General features: G+C 63.1%; 11 protein-coding genes. 4 read left to right on the top strand and 7 right to left on the bottom strand.

Annotated elements, in window-relative coordinates; all coding sequences use genetic code 11:
- Nucleotides 1-16 precede the first annotated feature (16 nt).
- The 7 genes from PZH32_RS02690 to PZH32_RS02660 form a co-directional block, all read right to left on the bottom strand.
- The gene (locus PZH32_RS02690) at nucleotides 17-3,463 is read right to left on the bottom strand and encodes a leucine-rich repeat domain-containing protein (protein WP_275206093.1); all 3,447 of its coding nucleotides are present in this window, start codon (nucleotides 3,461-3,463) and stop codon (nucleotides 17-19) included.
- 108 nt (nucleotides 3,464-3,571) lie between these two features.
- Nucleotides 3,572-6,190, bottom strand: a complete 2,619-nt coding sequence (locus tag PZH32_RS02685; protein WP_275206092.1) for a cadherin repeat domain-containing protein — start codon at nucleotides 6,188-6,190, stop codon at nucleotides 3,572-3,574.
- Nucleotides 6,191-6,374: 184 nt separating this feature from the next.
- Nucleotides 6,375-7,358 carry an AAA family ATPase gene (locus tag PZH32_RS02680; RefSeq protein ID WP_275206091.1) on the bottom strand — a complete coding sequence of 328 codons (984 nt, stop codon included), beginning with the start codon at nucleotides 7,356-7,358 and terminating at the stop codon, nucleotides 6,375-6,377.
- Nucleotides 7,359-7,371: 13 nt separating this feature from the next.
- The gene (locus PZH32_RS02675; protein ID WP_275206090.1) at nucleotides 7,372-8,154 is read right to left on the bottom strand and encodes an ABC transporter ATP-binding protein; all 783 of its coding nucleotides are present in this window, start codon (nucleotides 8,152-8,154) and stop codon (nucleotides 7,372-7,374) included.
- A 105-nt stretch (nucleotides 8,155-8,259) separates the two neighbouring features.
- Nucleotides 8,260-9,198, bottom strand: coding sequence for a U32 family peptidase (locus tag PZH32_RS02670; protein WP_275206089.1), 939 nt, complete (start codon nucleotides 9,196-9,198; stop codon nucleotides 8,260-8,262).
- Entirely contained in the window at nucleotides 9,195-10,127 is a 933-nt protein-coding gene (locus PZH32_RS02665; RefSeq protein ID WP_275206088.1) for a hypothetical protein, read from the bottom strand. The genes PZH32_RS02670 and PZH32_RS02665 overlap by 4 nt, the downstream gene beginning before the upstream one ends.
- Nucleotides 10,128-10,181: 54 nt before the next feature.
- The gene (locus PZH32_RS02660; RefSeq protein ID WP_275206087.1) at nucleotides 10,182-11,162 is read right to left on the bottom strand and encodes a hypothetical protein; all 981 of its coding nucleotides are present in this window, start codon (nucleotides 11,160-11,162) and stop codon (nucleotides 10,182-10,184) included.
- 166 nt (nucleotides 11,163-11,328) lie between these two features.
- On the opposite strand from PZH32_RS02660, the gene PZH32_RS02655 reads away from it, so the two are divergent.
- The 4 genes from PZH32_RS02655 to PZH32_RS02640 all read left to right on the top strand — a co-directional run bounded on the left by PZH32_RS02655 (nucleotide 11,329) and on the right by PZH32_RS02640 (nucleotide 16,142).
- Complete coding sequence (locus PZH32_RS02655) at nucleotides 11,329-11,856, top strand: type II toxin-antitoxin system HicB family antitoxin (protein WP_275206086.1); 528 nt, start codon at nucleotides 11,329-11,331, stop codon at nucleotides 11,854-11,856.
- A 3-nt stretch (nucleotides 11,857-11,859) separates the two neighbouring features.
- Nucleotides 11,860-13,077 (top strand): molybdopterin molybdotransferase MoeA, encoded by a 1,218-nt coding sequence (locus PZH32_RS02650; RefSeq protein WP_275206085.1) that lies wholly within the window; start codon nucleotides 11,860-11,862, stop codon nucleotides 13,075-13,077.
- 329 nt (nucleotides 13,078-13,406) lie between these two features.
- A complete protein-coding gene (locus PZH32_RS02645) occupies nucleotides 13,407-14,774 on the top strand; it encodes a magnesium transporter (protein WP_275206084.1) in 1,368 nt (455 codons plus the stop codon).
- A 9-nt stretch (nucleotides 14,775-14,783) separates the two neighbouring features.
- Nucleotides 14,784-16,142, top strand: a complete 1,359-nt coding sequence (locus tag PZH32_RS02640) for an NRAMP family divalent metal transporter (RefSeq protein ID WP_275206083.1) — start codon at nucleotides 14,784-14,786, stop codon at nucleotides 16,140-16,142.
- The last annotated feature ends 17 nt before the right edge of the window (nucleotides 16,143-16,159 follow it).

Here is a 16,159-nt window from a genome sequence, read left to right as displayed (position 1 = left end):
GAAGCCCCTCTTTCCTCTAACCCTTGACCACCGTTGCCGCTTTGCCGGCATTGGCCTTGGTGAAGTACTTCTTGTACGTCGTCAGCTTCTTCTTCGCCGAAGCCGTGGTCAGGGAAATCTTCTTGACGGAGGACCCCTTCAGCGCGCCCTTGACGCCGGCCTTGGTGAGCTTGGTACTCTTCACTTTCAGCGTCGTCAGCTTCTTGCAGCTGGAGAAGGCGCTGGCGCCGATCTTCTTGACCGCCGCGGGAATGGTCAGCGACGAGAGAGCCGAGCAGCCAGAGAAGGCCTTGCTGCCGATGGTGGTCAGCTTGGCGCCCAGGGCCACCGCCTTGAGCTTCGCGCAGCCCTGGAAGGCACTGGCGCCGATGGTCTTCACCTTGGCGCCGCCCGTCACCTTCGTCATGACCTTGCAGCCGTAGAAGGCGCTGGCGCCCACGGAGGTGCAGGAGGCGGGAAGGGCGAAGGTCTTCAACTTGGCGCAGCCGTAGAAGGCCTTGGACGGAATGCTCGTCAGCTTCGAGCCCAGCGTCACCGTCGTCAGTTTCGCGCAGCCCTGGAAGGCGCTGGCGCCCAAGGACGTCAGGTTGGTGCCCAGGGCAATCTTCGTCAGGCCGGTGCAGCTTTGGAAGGCGCTGGCGCCCACCGAAGTCAGAGCCGAGCCGAGAGAAACCGTCGTGAGGGCAGCGCAGTTTTGGAACGCGCTGGCGCCCACGGTTTTGAGGGCGCTGCCGCCGCTGATGGATGTCAGCTTCGTGCACCCCTGGAAGGCGCTGGCGCCGATGCTCTGAATGTTGCCGCTCAGCTTGACCGTCTTGAGGGCTGTCTGACCCTTGAAGGCGCTGGCGCCGATGGCCGTCACCTTGACGGTCTTGCCCGGGGCCACCTCAACGGTAGCGGGCACCGTCACCGACGAGGCGGCCGCCTGGGTGAAACCATCCACCTGGGCCGTCGTCGCGGACGTAAGCTTGTAGCGCAGCGCGCCCACCGCAGCGGTATCGCCCACCTCGAGGGCCGTGGTTTGCGGCTGGCCCTGGCTGAGCTTGGCGAAACGCGAGGCCACCGTGCCCTTGGCGCTTGTCAAAGCGCCCAGCAGGCGAATCTCGTTCATGGCATCCACGTTCAGCGTGGCCAGATAGGCCTCGGCCTGCTTCGTCTCAAGGCTGGAGGAGCTGGCCAGGGTAATGCCGTGGTTCAGGGCAGCGCACTGGGCCGCCGTGAACACGCTGACCGGCGTGGCGCTGGACGCCACATTCACCGAGGCGTTCGTGGCCAGTCCCTCTTCCATCATCAGAGCAGCCAACTCGCAGCTGGCCTCCACCGCCGTGGCGCCGGTCATGACGCGGCGCGGCTCGGCCCCACAAGCCTGAGCAATCTGGCTGGCCGCGGCATCGCTTACCTGCTGCGACGAACCGGCAATGACCACCTGCTTGAAATCGGCCAGATTCTTCAGCGTCGCCGCGCTCAGGCCGCCGCTGGCGTTGGCGAAGAACACCGGCGCCTTCAGGGCATAGGCGTACTGCGCCACGGCCGCCGTATTCAGGCAGCTGGAGCGAGAAACCACCACAGCCGTATCGCCCCAGGCAAAGCGCTGGGTGGTGCCGGCCTTCTTGAGCTTCTCGTACACCGTGCAGGCCAGCGATTCCTCATAACTGACGCCCGAGGAAGCCGTCCCGTCCAGGCTGCTGCTCACCGTGCCGTTGCCCAGCACCAGCTTGGCGCGGCTGACGGCCTTCGCGCCAATGGCGCTGGCGCTGCCGACGGACACCAGGTACTTCGAGCCCGTATTGCCGATGGCCTGGTAGAAGCCGTCGTTGCCATCTGTACCGTCAGAGTAGATGGCCAAGCCGCCGCCCATGCCGGCCGCCGCCGTGGCCACCAGGCACGCCTGCCAGGAGGAAGCCGGGGCCAGCGTCACGAACGAGGCCTTTTTGACCAAGCGCGACGCCGTGTACAAAGCCGAGGCGCTGCCGGCCAGGGCGGTCTTGCCCGTATAGTCGACCACATCGGCATCGTAGCGACGCACGTAGAACGTCAGGTTGCGCGATTTCGTGGCAGCGTTGCTGCCGGTGCCCACGGCGTAGACCGCGTAGGTTCCCGCGGCGTTCACCTTGTCGGGGCCGGAAAGCTCGGTATAGGTCACGGCCTGCCCGCGATCAGCGGGGTTCTGGCGCAGATACTTCAGCGTATAGGAGCCGGGATCCACCACCGAGCCGTCAGCGGCATGCACCTGAATGGCGCTCAAATCGGTCGTGCCATCGGCGCGCAGGCGATGAAACGCGGCATTCTCCTTGCGGTCCGCCGTTACCTGGTTGCTGTAGGAGTTGTACAGATCGGTGGCGGCCGAGGTCAAATAGGCATAGCCCATATCGCTCTTGCTTACCGGATAGGCGTGCACCACGTTCGTCAGCGTGCTCGTGGCCGAGGTCAGCATCATATCCGCCAGACCCCACACCATATCCGAGCTGCTCACGCCCATCTGGCTCAAGCTAGGCACCTTGCCCGCCGCGCCGTTTTGGTAATAGTCCTCGTCGGCGAGGGTGCCGGCGGAAAGCTCCGTCACGCTGACGCCCTTGGAAATCAGGGCTACCGCCTTGGCACGAGCGCCCGTTGCATCCGCGTCAGAGGCGGCCTTCGAGTCGTAGAAGTACACGGCAAAGTAGGCATCGCGGGCCTTGGTCACGTAGCCCCCGTTGGTGGGGTACAGCGGCGTGTAGGACACGATGGAGAAGTCGGATCCCATGCCCGAGTACACTTCGTAGATTTCGCTGCTGTAATATTCCTGGTAGGAATTCGGGTTGCCCGCCTCATAGGTCACGGTCTTGAGCTTCGGGCAGTTGTAGAAGCAGAACTGACCAATGCGGAAGGTGCCGTTCTTGCTGTACCACTTGCTGCGATACGCCGTGCCCACCAAGGCCGGCACGCGAATCTCCTCCAAAGCCGTGTTCGAGGCGAAGGCGTTCTGCTGGAAGAACTCCGGAGCACAGCCCGCCGCGAAGTCCACCACCTTGAGCGAGGCGTTGTTGGCCACGCCGGCCTGCTCGATGTAGCGCAAGCCCTTGCCGAAGTGGATCTCGGTGGCGCTGGTGTTGCGCAGCGCCTGGGCCTCGATGAACATGACGCTGTCGGGGATGGTCACCTTGGCCAGCGTCTTGCAGCCGTTGAACGCGTTCTCGGCCAGGGCCACTACCGGCATGCCGGCGATGGTGGACGGCACCGCCAAATCGGCGCTGCCTGCCGTACCCCGATAGTCATAGCCCGTGATGACGGCTTTTCCGTCCTCAACACGGTAGCTCAAAAGCCAATTGCCGCAATCTACCGTACTGTCGGCAGCGGCAACGCCGTCATTGGCGGTTGCCGTATCGGCAAAGGCCGTGAAAGGCACTGCGGGGACCACAAGACAGGCGGTCAGCACTGCGGCAAGGGTCTTTTTTGCGAGGTGCTGAGAGGGATTGTTGAGCATGTAACTTTCCTTTGATCAGAGAAACGAATCATGCTCGGGCGATGCTGCCACCGCCCGAGCACAATCAACTACGGCCTCTTTCGAAGGCCATACTGCCGTAAGGCAGTTTTACTTCACCGTCACCTTGATGGTCTTGGTGAGGGTCAGGGCTGCGTACTTCTTGGCAACCTTAGGAGCCTTCACCGAAACCGTTACGGTGTAGGTGCCTTTGGCCAGAGCCTTCGGCACCGTCAGCTTGATCTTGCTGTTGCTTACCTTGGCAGCCTTGAAGCCCGGCACCGCCTTGCCCTTGGCGTTAACGGCCTTGGACACGGATGCCGAGGTGATCTTGCCGGAGGTGGTGGTGGCCTTGATGTTCAGCGTCTGGGCCTTCTTCTTCAGCGTGGAAGCCTTGTAGGACTTGGCCGTGGTGCCCAGCTTCAGGGTCTGGGAGCCAACCACTACCTTGACGTTCACCGACTTGGTGGCCTTGGCGTACTTGGTGCCGGAAGCCGTGCCGGCCTTGGCCGTAGCGGTCACCTTCACGGTGTAGGAGCCCACAGGCAGGCCCTTCTTCACCGTGATCTTGCCCGTCGAGGCGTTGATGGTGATGTACTTCTTGGCCGTGGCACTGGACGTGGAGCGGGCGTAGGTAACGCCGGTCTTGGCGCCCGTGGCCTTCACGGTGAAGGTCTGGTTCTTGGCCAGCTTGCCGGCCGAGGTGAGCTGCGACTTGGCGAAGCTCTTCGTCACCGCGCTCATCTTCAGCGTCTGGCTCTTCACCTGAGCCGCGGCCTTGGCCTCAGCCCAGCTCTTGTAGGTGTCGCTGGGAGCCAGCACGGAGAAGTTCACCGGCTCGCCGGTGATGAGGCCCTTGCCAGCGGCCAGAGCCTTCAGGCGGGCATCGGCGCCCTTCTTGGCCACGTAGTAGTTGTAGCCCTCCAGGAACTTAGCCTCAGTGTTGGCCGCCTTGTAGGTGCTGTCCACCTTGGACAGGTCGGCGCTCGCGGGCAGCGAGGTGTTGGCCAGGGTCCACTGCATGGTCTGCTTCAGAGATGCGCTCTTGATGTGGTAGATGTTGTCGTACCAGTAGGTCTCGAGCTCCATGTTCGGGAACAGCTCGGAGTACACGAAGTCAAGCACGTTCAAGCCGTAGATGGACTTGTCAACGGAGAAGTTCTTGGCATTGGCCTGGGTAGGAGCCACGCACTGGTACTCCATGGCCTGGGCCTTCTTCTTGTTTGCGTCCGTCGTGCACTTGTCGGTGAAGAACTGCTTGGCCGTCTCGGAGGTGTAGGCGGTGTAGCCGTTGGTGCCGCCAACACCGGTCATGACCACCACGTCGGCGTTCTGGATGACGTAGTCCACCGGCACCTGGTAGGTAACCGTGGCACCCGAAGCCGTCGTCGTGCTGGACGCTGCGGTACCAGCGTAGTCCTTGCCACCGGTCAGCGCGTTGGTGCACAGCGTCGCCACACCGGCAAAGCCGGCGTTGCTGCTGGCGTTGAAGGCATCGACGCCGTCCATGGCGGCGATGGTCACCATGTCGCTGCCCGCGTCGGGCTCGGCGCACACATAGGCCACGGTCTTCATCTTGGTCTTACCAGCGGCAATCTGGGACAGCACGTAGTACACGGAGCCCTTCTGCAGCTGCTCGAAGGCCAGGGCGCAGTCGCGGGCGCTCATGGAGCGCTCCGTGGAGGCCTTGTAGCGCGTGGTGCGGGGCAGGGCGTTCATGGTCTTCCAAGTGGCGTTGGCCGCCGTTACCTTCGTGCCGTCAGCCATGCCGTCGTAACTAGCGGTCTCCTTCTCCACCTTCTCCACGGCCTGGGCCGTCGAGTAGAGCAGGTTCGACACCAGCAGCGGGTTGTTGTAGGCGTTGCTGTTCATAACCGCATTATTGGTGCCGCTCTCCTGGCCGCCGTCGAAGTAGATGGCCGCCTCAATGGGGTTGTACTTGCTGTCGTTGGGAGCAGCGTACTTAGCAGCCGCGTCCGTCAGCACTGCCTGCTGCTCTACCAAGTGGTCCTTATAGCCGTCCTTGGAGGTGTCCCAGCCGGCCTCGTCCCACAGGTAGGTCTTCTTGTTGCGGTCCTCGCCCTCGGTGGTGGACACGGGGTCTCCGCTGAACGTCTGACCCTTCTTGGCACCGTCGGTGTACACGTAGATGTACTCGCCGTCGAAGTACTTGCCCTCGCGGATGTCCTTGGCCAACGTGCCAAGAGAAGATGCCGAAGTAGTGGACAGCGCGTCGGTCCACATGATCTCGGGGCGGTACTTCAGACCGGCCGCCGTGCCGGAGGCGGTGTCAAAGTTGGTGCCGTTGTTCTCAGTGCTCAGGTCGGCCGGAGCCAGGCCCTGATCGGCAGCGTACAGGTTGTAGAACCAGTCCCAGTTATAGGCATTGGGCACCTCGTTGGCCGTGGAGGCCCACACGCCCATGAGGCTGGCAGAACCGCTGATAGCCGAGTTCAGATCGTTCACATTGCTGCCGCACAGGTTGGCGCTGTTGGAAATGCCCAGCCAGTCCGGACCGGCCGTTACCCAGTTGGTAGCCGTCTGGGTGGTGATAACCTTGTAGTCCTTACCGCCCACCGTCACCACATTGGTCATCGGCTTCGTGGGAACCGTCCACTTCGTGTCCGAAGCCACCGGCACGTCGGCAAAAGCGGCGGCCGGGGACAAGGTAGCAATCAGCGCTGCCGTCAGGAACAGCTTGCCACCCATGGCCAGATGTTTTTTCCTCATAGTTCTCCTTTCGGTTGCAGCCGCACGCACCACACGTGCGGAGCTGCTTCCCACCCCTTGTGAGAAGCTCTCGTCTATGGCGTTAGCAGCCTTGCCACCAACATGACACGCCGTTCGAGCACCATCGCAAACTCCCGTCACCCCAACAGGAGACGCCAATGCTTTCGCAACGTTGTCGAAAGAGTTAGGCCCCCTTGAGTTCATCCTCTTCGGTATAGGGAACGGCAATTCCCGCAAGGATCGACCCGAGCACTGCCTCGGGCGTCCTTCCTTGGATCTTCGCCTCATGAGAGAGCATGATGCGATGGCCCAGGGTAGGCACCACCAGTGCCTTGACATCGTCGGGCGTCACGTAAGAGCGTCCGCGGGCCACGGCCCAGGCGCGGGCCAGGGACAGAAGCGCCAAGCCTCCGCGGGGCGACGAGCCCACTTGCACTTCGGGGCTGTTGCGCGTGGCCGTCACGATTTCCACGATGTAGCGCACCACCGCCGGGCTGGCGTAGACACGGGAGGCCGTGTCGCGCACCGCCAGGATATCGGCGCCCTGCACTACCGCGCTCAGGCTCTTCTTGGCCGAATCGCCCAGCTCCAAGACGCGCATCTCCTGCTCGAAAGCGGGATAGCCCATGGACAGCTTGATAAGGAAGCGGTCCACCTGCGCCTCGGGCAGCGGATAGGTGCCGAACTGCTCGATGGGATTCTGCGTGGCCAGCACCATGAAGGGTTCTTCCAGCTGATAGGTGTTGGAATCCACCGTCACCTGGCGCTCCTCCATGGCCTCCAGCAGCGCCGACTGGGTCTTGGCGCTGGCGCGATTGATCTCATCAGCCAGAATCAAGTTGGACATGACGCCGCCGGGGCGGAACTCGAAGTCCTGCGTCTTCTGGTTGTAGATGCTGAAGCCAGAGACGTCGGAAGGCATGATGTCGGGAGTGAACTGAATGCGCTTGAACCCGCAGTCGATCGACTTAGCCAGAGCACTCACCAGGGTGGTCTTGCCGGTGCCCGGCAAATCTTCGATCAGGGCATGGCCTTTGGCCACTAAGGCGAGCACCACCAATTCGACGGTGTCGTGCTTTCCCTGCACCACGGACTCTACATTGGCAATTACCGATTCGATAACCTGCTGAGCTGCTTGCACTTCGCTCTGCTCCACTGCCTGAGTCACTCAGTCTCTCCTTTTAAAATACCGGTGCGCACATGCGCATGATCTCGTTCTTCGTGTTCACAAACTCGACGATCTTCACGTTCACGCCGTAGGCCTGCTTCATGTTCTTCTCAGTGATGATGTCTACCGCCTGGCCGAACTTCATCGGCTCCCCCTTCTGCAGCAGCACCACCGACGAGTCGCACATGAAAGCGTGGTCGGGGCTGTGCGTGGTCATCACCACGGCGTAGCCCTTCTCCGCCAAGCTGCGCACCTTGTCGATAACGCGCACCACGTTGCCGTAGTCCAAGGCCGCCGTCGGCTCGTCGAGCACCAGGATCTTCGGCTCTTGGGCCAAGGCGCGGGCAATCATCACCAGCTGCAGCTCGCCACCGGAAATGTCGGTGTACACCTTGTCGCGCAGGTGGTAGATGCCCATGTCCTGCATGGCGTTCTCCACAATGGCGTAATCGTTGGCCGTGGGCTGGCCCATATGCCCTACCTTGTTGATACGACCCAGCAGCACTACGTCTTTCACCTGATAGGGAAAGGGCGGTACGTGGCTCTGGGAGACATAGGCCATGGTGTCGGCCAAACGCTTCGGCGACCACTTCGCGATGTTCTCGCCATCGACCATGACCTTGCCGCTTTGGAGGGGCAGAAGGCCCAGGAGCGACTTGAACACCGTCGATTTGCCACAGCCGTTGGGACCGAGCACGCAGCACACCTCGCCGCTTTCTACGGAGAAGGTAACGTAGCGCTGGACCGCCTTTCCCTTCTCGTATCCGCAGTGGGCATCGCGCACTTCGAGTTTCAACGGACTTCCTCCCTCTCGTAACAACTTGGTGTCCGTATATTATTCTGAAAGTAGTATATACTCAAGTAGAGATAGTATGAATTTATCTATTTCCCCTGCTCATAATTATTCCACTTCAGGGTAGTAGCAATTGAGCCGTGAAGCACACAGCTCCTTGTAGCCCTCGGGCAGTTCCATGCATCGGCGGAATTCCTCGTGGGACGAGCACGCCGAAGCTATATCGATATGACGCCGCACAAGGCGTATATCGCGCAAGATGGCTTCCCGCTCGTCGCAGCGACCGACGATCTTTCCCGCATTGATGCCCAAGCGCTCGAAGTGCCAGAGGGCGCAGAGGCCGCAGGCCGCCTCGGCAAAAAGCCGGTCCCACTGAGGAGTCGGTTGAGCCGCATTGGGGGTGCGCTGCTCTTCCCAGCGCTCAGCGAAGCGCAAGTCGCGGCAGAGCGAGTAGTGCCCCGCACGATGGCAGCCCAAACAATGGGAATCGCTGAACACGCAGCCGTTGCGCATCAGGAAGGCCTCGTACTCAAGCCCGGGCGTCGCGTCGATGACGGCCTCGATGTCGGCCAGGGAAAGCTCCCGCGGGAAGATAATGCGCTCCATGCCCAGGTTTTGATAGAAGCGCGCAATGTCTTGGTTGAAGATGCCGCACATGGTGCTGGCCACCGCCTTGAGCCCGCACGTGCGAGCGGCGCGCACCAGCTCGGGCCCTGAAAGAATAACGCCGTCTACGCCTGCTTCCGCCAGAAAGGGGAAGTACGCGTGGGCGATGTAGTCTTGCTGAGCCGACGAGTAGATGCCCGCGTTGAAGGGCACGTAGAGCTGGGCCCCACCCTCTTTTACGGCCGGGATCAAGGAGAGCACCTCCTCGAACGGCAAGGCATTCGCTTCGCTCCCGAAACCCGACAGCCGGTTCAGGTCAGCCGTCTCTCCGAAACGCGCCGTCCATGGCTCATCGTAAAACCCCATGTAGAACTCGCCGACGCCGGCGTCCAAGAAGTCTTCGAGAGCCGTAGGGTCGTTGAAGGGCACCAAGATATTCATCGCGCTTCCTCCACTGACAGCAGCCAGCCGAAATGGCGGGGCGCTCGTATCACGCGGTAGGGCACGCGGCTCTGCACGGGAGCAGCCTCGTTCATCATGAACACGGTCTTTCCGTGCTTGGTGTAGAACACCTCGCCAACACCGCGCCCGTCGGCATCTGCGCCAGCAGGCGTTGCGCTCTCCACCCGATAGGTAGTGACAGCGCTTTCGCACTGCTGAGCACAGGGCGATCCGGCCCGCGCGGGCAAGCCCTGAGCGGTGACCGGGGCATAGGGGCAGAACGCGCCCGTCGTGACAAAAAGATAGGGATCATGCAGGGCCGGAGTCACCTCGACAGGCGCCTCGGTGAGGTCGACCTCGCTGCCGCAGGGGTCGAGCTCAATGCCGTCTAACATCGGATACATCGTTTGAAGCTCATCGAGCCAGCGCCCCAGAAAGGCCGGCCGATAGGTGCGCGGGAACCCCTCCTCATAGCGCAGATCGCGCAGATCTTTCGAGAAGAGGCGTCCGATGTTGAGCGTTGCACCGCCACGCTCGGCCGCCCAACCAAGCATCCCGTAGTCGTTGACCGTCACCTCGTCAAAGCAGGAAAATTTCTCCAAAAGGCGGTCGATGCGGCGTTTGACCGCAGGCAACTCCCCTTGGGAAACCGACGGCACCGTGAGCGTGCACGGCACCCCGAAGGCCTCCGAAAAGGCCTGAACAGCTTGGACGATGGACGACTCGGTGTTCCTCAGGAAGGCATTCCCGCAAAAAGACGAGCCCAGGTACAAACGGGCGCAGTCGGGCCACCCGGCCTCAGCCGCTATACGGCGCACCAACGCCTCCACCCCGTCGGGCGAAGAGGCGGAGGCGCCCAAAGCCAAGCTCGCCAAAGGCCCTTGAGCCGTGAGATCCATCTCGCAGAGATTTACGCAGCGCGTGATCAACGATTCCCCTCTCGAGGAAGGGCCGCCTGAGCGGCCCTTCCAGCCATGCAAGTGCTACTCGTCCTTTTCGGAAGCGGCTGAATCGCCCACTTCCTTTACGGGCGCCTCGGCCTTCTTCTCGGGCTTCGCGGGCTTGTCGTCTTTCGGATGGCCGCCATAGTTGTGACCGCCACCGTAGCCGCCACCACCATAGTTGCCACCGCCGTAGCCGCCAGGACCGCCCTGGGGCTTGCCGCCGTAGTTGTGGCCGCCCTGGGGGCCGCCGTAGCCGCCACCACCGTAGTTGTGGCCGCCGCCGTAGTTGCCGCCGCCATAGCCGCCGGGGCCCTCCTGCGGGCCGCGCGGGCCGCGGGGTCCAGGGCCGCCCTGGGGACCGCCGTAGCCGCCGCCGTAGCCGCCGGGGCCCTCCTGCGGGCCGCGCGGGCCGCGGGGACCCGGGCCGCCCTGCGGACCGCCGTAGCCGCCGGGGCCGCCCTGGGGACCACGGGGGCCACCATCGCGTTTGCCGGGGCCGAAGGGACCGCCTTCCGGCTTCCCGCCATACCCGCCGGGGCCACCCTGAGGACCACGCGGACCGGGGCCGCCGTAGCCGCCGGGGCCGCCCTGGGGCTTGCCGCCATAGCCGCCGGGACCACCTTGCGGGCCGCGGGGGCCAGGGCCGCCGTAGCCGCCGGGACCCTCCTGTGGGCCGCGCGGTCCGCGGGGACCCGGGCCTCCCTGGGGACCGCCGTAGCCGCCGGGGCCACCAGGGCCGGGGCGCCCACCGTAGCCGTCCTGCGGGCCGCGGGGGCCGGGACCGCCCTGGGGACCGCGCTCAAGGGCACGGCGTGCCCACCCGCACGGATGGTCGCGGCCGCACGGCGCCACATCTCCCCGCGGGCCTTCCGGACCGCCGGGGAAACCCATACCGCAGTCCATCGGCGGCATCATGACCGGCACCACCATCACGGTGGGCGCCATCATGGGCATCGGAGGCATGGCGCAACCCATATAGGGAGCTCCGTACTGTCCCATGCGTGGGTCCATGTAGTACATGCTCACTCCTTTCTTCAGTCTTTTCTATTCTCTATTGAGAATATATTCACCTATGATAATATGAGTCGCGAACAGCACATTTCGTGAAATTCTGGAACCCCACAGATGGTTAACGTGTCTTAACCCCCGTCTGGACTGGCGCCAGCCCCTCCCAGGAAAGGCCTTCATGCGTTTCACCTACGAGGCATTGCTTTGCATCGACGATGAGGGCGTTTACCACGCTCATCTCCCCGACATTGAAAGCTGCTGGGCCAGCGCCGACAGCTACGGCGAGGTCATCGACGCCCTTGCCGCCATCCTCGAGGAATACCTGGAGGCCACCTTGGCAGCGGGCGACGAGGCACCTCCGGCTCAGTACGATCATCGCGTCTACGAGGGCTTCTTTCCCGTGCTGCTTTGCGTCCACGCCCGCGAGTGCACTTCCTCGGACGTGGTAAGTGCTGCCGAGGCCGCCCGCATGCTGGGCGTTTCTCGGCCCCGGGTCACCGTGCTGGTGCAGAAAGGCATGCTGCACGGCTACCGCGAAGGCCGCAACTTGCTCGTTTCGCTGCAGAGCATCTACGATCGGTTGCGCTATTATCCGCGCCCGACGGCGAGCGTCCCCTCCTATGAAGGACCAGACGATGTCGACGTTCTTAACGCCGAGCCATTGTTTGACCTGATACATCCATCCTACGAAAGCGAGGACTATTAGCCCATGAGAGACCATCGCAATCACATCACGGCGGACTACCGTACCGCCTCCGCCGACTTGATCGCCCAGTGCTCCTTTACCCGAGAGTCCGAGGAAGTACCACTGGAGGAGGCCGCCGGCCGTGTGCTCGCCGAGACCTTGAGCGCTCGACACAGCCTGCCGAACAAGCCCACCTCCAACATGGACGCCATCGCAGTGCGCTTCGCCGACTTCGCCGACGGCATGCCCGATGTTTCCTCCTGGAAGCGCGGCGAGCAATTCCAGTTCTGCAACACCGGCGTAGCCATGCCCGACGGCTTCGACACGGCCATTGCCATCGAGAACGTAGAAGTGGGCGAGGACGGCGAAACCCTGGAGGCCCTCAATTTCATGCCCGATCACGAAGGCGCCTCCGTCTCCCCCGTCGGCTCGATGCTGCAGGAAGGCACCGTGCTCGTCGAGGAGGGCACCCTGCTCAATCCGATCCATGCCGCGCTGCTGGCCCAGGGCGGCTACACGAAGGTGCCCGTCGTGCGCAAGCCGCGCGTGGCCTTCATTCCCACCGGCAACGAACTGGTCGATCCGTGCGAGAATCCCCCTGCGGGCAAGAACATCGACAGCAACTCGCTGAACGTTTGCGGCAAGCTGCGGGAGTGGGGCGCCGAGCCTGTGCGCTTCCCCATTGTGCCCGACAACTGGGACGCGTTGAAGGAAGCTCTGGACAAAGCCGCCGACGAGGCCGACATCGTTATCATCAACGCCGGCTCCTCGAAGGGCTCCGACGACTTCACCTGCGAGATTTTGGAAAAGTACGGCACCGTGCTCAACCACGAGACCAACATGGCACCGGGCAAGCACGCTTCGTGCTCACTGCTGGAGGGCACGCCCGTCGTCGGCATCTCCGGCCCTCCCATGGCCGCCGACCTGAACGTAGAGATGTTCGCAAAGCCCCTGGTGGATGCTTTCCTCTATGGTGCCGTTCAGGAGCCTCCAGTTATCTACGCCTGCCTGGCCGAGGACATGGCCTCGGAGCCGCGCCGCGTCAACCTGACCAAGCGCGTAAAGCTGGTACGAGACGACGACGGCTATTTGTGGGCCGAGATTTTGCCGCTCAACGCTCCGGTTCTGAAAGAGTGCGCCGAGGCCGACGGCATCCTCATCGTGCCGGCCGACTCCTACGGCTGGCAGCGCGACCAGCAGGTGCCCATTCAGCTGCGCTGGCCCTACCAAGTGCGCTACTAGACCACACCCCTGCCTCTGTGCCCCTTTTTTGAGCCCCTCTTCATTTGAGGGGCTCTTCTTTGTTGAATTGGCGTACAATGCATATGTTTGCCCTCGTCCGCGCGGGCAACGGCTTATTCATCGGATGAAAGGAACGTACTTGAAGGTTCGAAAATCGAAACCTCACAGTATGTAAGCTTCCGACTCCTTCCTTCGTGGCGGCAGTCGGAAGAAACGACTGCTGTGCATTGACCTGGCCGTGCGCCGGTGCGCTCCAGCGCCCCTTGCGGGTGCGCCTTGAGACGCCCTCCGCCTCGGTTCCGCCAATGCCCCTGCACGGAGGACTTTGTATGCTCTATCTTTCCCAAATGATCGGCGAACCCGTCGTCGACGCCCAAGGCGAGCGCCTGGGCACCATTTCTGACCTGGCCATTTCCACGGGCGAGGTGTTCCCGCGCATTACCAGCCTGGCCTTCCAGGGCCCGGGCAAAGTGCCGTTCATGATCTCGTGGCGCAAGTACGTGGACACCTTCGACGATGACGGCATCGTGCTGTCCGTCGATGCGCCCGACATCCGCTTCAGCTACCTGCAGCCCGATGAGGTGCTCCTGGCCCGCGATCTCATGGATCGCCAGATTGTGGACACCCAGGGCATGAAGGTGGTGCGCGTCAACGACCTGAAGCTGTCCCAGTCGGGCACTCAGCTGCGTCTGCTGGGCGCCGAGGTGGGCGTGCGCGGCATTCTGCGCGGCCTGCATCCCCTGGTCGAAAAGGCCGTGGTGAAAACGGCGAAGTTGTTCGGCAAGAAGATGGACGAGCAGCTGATTGCCTGGAACTACATGGATCTGCTCGACCGCGACCTGTCCGAGGTGCAGCTGTCCGTTACCCACCGCCGCCTGGACGAGCTCCATCCCGCCGATGTGGCCGACATTCTGGAGCAGCTGGACCCCCAGCAGCGCGCCAGCGTGTTCGAGCACCTGGACGAGGAGCGCGCCATCGAATCGTTCTCCGAGATGGAGGACGAGTACCAGGCCGAGTTCATCGACGACTTGGAAGACGCTCGCGCCGCCCAGCTCATCGGCAACCTGGATCCCGACGACGCCGCCGACATTGTGCGCGATTTGCCCTACGAGAAGGCCGAGACTCTGCTGCGCCTCATGGGCGTGGAGGACGCCACGGAAATTCGCCGCCTTCTGGGCTACAAGGACGGCACCGCCGGTGGCATGATGACCACCCAGTTCGTGGCCGTGCCGAAAACCGCCACCGTGGCCGACACCATCGAGGTGCTGCGCGCGCTGCCCGAGGACCATCCCACGGTGCACTACGTGTATGTCACCGACGAGTACGGCAAACTGCTGGGCGTGAACTCGCTGCGCACCTTGGTGCTGTACAACGCCGACCGCCTCATGGGCGACATCATGTTCGACGACATCATCACCTGTCTGCCCTCGGAAGAGGAAGAGGACGTGGCGGCCGACATCTTCAAGTACGACATCCCCGCCATGCCCGTGGTGGACGAGCACGGCACGCTGCTGGGCATCGTCACCACCGACGACGCCTGGGACGCCATCGAGGACGACGTGTCCAGCGACAAGACGAAGATGAGCGTCCTGTCCATTGCCGGCATTACCGTGGCGGCGCTGCTGGGCCTGTTCCTGTACTCGCTTATTCTGCTGCAACTGGCCGGATCGCTGCATCTTGGCGGCCTTCACTACTAGGAGGCGCCCATGAATGCGAAGAAAAGCCCGCAGCTGGGCGCCGAGCAGCACCAGCGCCATGAGGCCGCCCTGGAAATTGCCGACACGGGCCTCCCCGTGGAGGACCAGGTAGGCCCTGCAGCGGCGAAGAAGCCCTCGAAGCTGTGGCTCGTGCTGGCGGCCATGGGGCCGGGCATCATCACCGCCATGGCGGGCAACGACGCCGGCGGTATTTCCACCTACTCCACGGCCGGCGCGAACTTCGGGTTCGCCACCTTGTGGGTCATCCCCGTCATGTGCATCCTGCTGGCCGTCGTGGAGACCACGGCCGGACGCATGGGCGCCGTCACAGGCAAGGGCTTCGCCGCCCTTATCCGCGAGCGCTTCGGCATCCGCCTGACGGCCTTCGCCATGCTGGCCCTGCTCATCGGCAACGTGGCCACCACCTTCTCGGAGTTCGCGGGCATTGCCTCGGGCATGGAGATGTTCGGCGTGTCGAAGTACCTCTCGGTGCCCATTGCCGCTTTGGCCGTGTGGCTTCTGGTGGTGGGCGGCTCCTACAAGCGCGTGCAGAACGTGTTTCTGGCCCTGTCGCTGGTGTTCATCACCTACGTTATTGCCGCCTTCCTGGCCCAGCCGAACTGGGGCGAGGCGCTCCACGACACCGTCGTGCCCACCTTCGTGGGCGACACTAACTTTATCTCCCTGGTCATTGCCATGATCGGCACTACCATTGCGCCCTGGATGATGTTCTTTTCCCAAAGCAACGTGGTGGAGAAGGGCCTGACGCCCAAGGACCTGTTGTTCCAGAAGGCCGACGCCATCTCGGGCACCATCGCCGCGTGCCTGGTGGCCTGGTTCATCATCGTCACCACCGGTGCGGTGCTCTTCCCTGCCGGCATCACCATCGATTCGGCGGCCGACGCGGCCACGGCCCTGGCCCCCTTCGCCGGTCCCTACGCCGAGGCGCTGTTCGCCGTGGGACTCATTGCAGCCTCGTTCCTGGCCGCCTGCGTGCTGCCCCTGACCACTGCCTTCGTTATCTGCGAGGCCTTCGGGTGGGAGGCGGGCGTCTCGCTGAAGTGGAAAGAGGCCCCCACCTTCAAGAGCATCTTCACCTTCGTCATTGTGTTCTCGGCGGTGGTGGTGCTCATTCCCGAGGTGAACCTGTTGGGCATGATGCTGACGGCCCAGTTCGTCAACGGCATCATTCTGCCCATCCTGCTGGCCCTCATGGCCCTTATCTCGGCGGACAAGCGCGTCATGGGCGAGTACCGCTCGGGGCGCGTGGCCAAGGTGCTTCTGTGGGCCACGGTCTCGGTGGTGGCCCTGCTGACCGTAGCGCTTCTGGTCATGCAGGCGCTGGGGCTCGGCACCGGCGTCGTGTAGCGCCTTATTCTCAATAA

The organism is Adlercreutzia equolifaciens (genome assembly GCF_029076695.1).
Lineage (GTDB): Bacteria > Actinomycetota > Coriobacteriia > Coriobacteriales > Eggerthellaceae > Adlercreutzia > Adlercreutzia equolifaciens_A.
This window is presented reverse-complemented; position numbering and strand designations above follow the sequence as displayed.

What these genes read in the sequence shown, in the direction of transcription:
- PZH32_RS02670 (WP_275206089.1), bottom strand. Translation starts at nt 9,198, where the DNA reads ATGAATATCTTGGTGCCCTTCAACGACCCTACGGCTCTCGAAGACTTC.
- PZH32_RS02655 (WP_275206086.1), top strand. Translation starts at nt 11,329, where the DNA reads ATGCGTTTCACCTACGAGGCATTGCTTTGCATCGACGATGAGGGCGTT.
- PZH32_RS02650 (WP_275206085.1), top strand. Translation starts at nt 11,860, where the DNA reads ATGAGAGACCATCGCAATCACATCACGGCGGACTACCGTACCGCCTCC.
- PZH32_RS02660 (WP_275206087.1), bottom strand. Translation starts at nt 11,162, where the DNA reads ATGTACTACATGGACCCACGCATGGGACAGTACGGAGCTCCCTATATG.
- PZH32_RS02690 (WP_275206093.1), bottom strand. Translation starts at nt 3,463, where the DNA reads ATGCTCAACAATCCCTCTCAGCACCTCGCAAAAAAGACCCTTGCCGCA.
- PZH32_RS02685 (WP_275206092.1), bottom strand. Translation starts at nt 6,190, where the DNA reads ATGAGGAAAAAACATCTGGCCATGGGTGGCAAGCTGTTCCTGACGGCA.
- PZH32_RS02640 (WP_275206083.1), top strand. Translation starts at nt 14,784, where the DNA reads ATGAATGCGAAGAAAAGCCCGCAGCTGGGCGCCGAGCAGCACCAGCGC.
- PZH32_RS02645 (WP_275206084.1), top strand. Translation starts at nt 13,407, where the DNA reads ATGCTCTATCTTTCCCAAATGATCGGCGAACCCGTCGTCGACGCCCAA.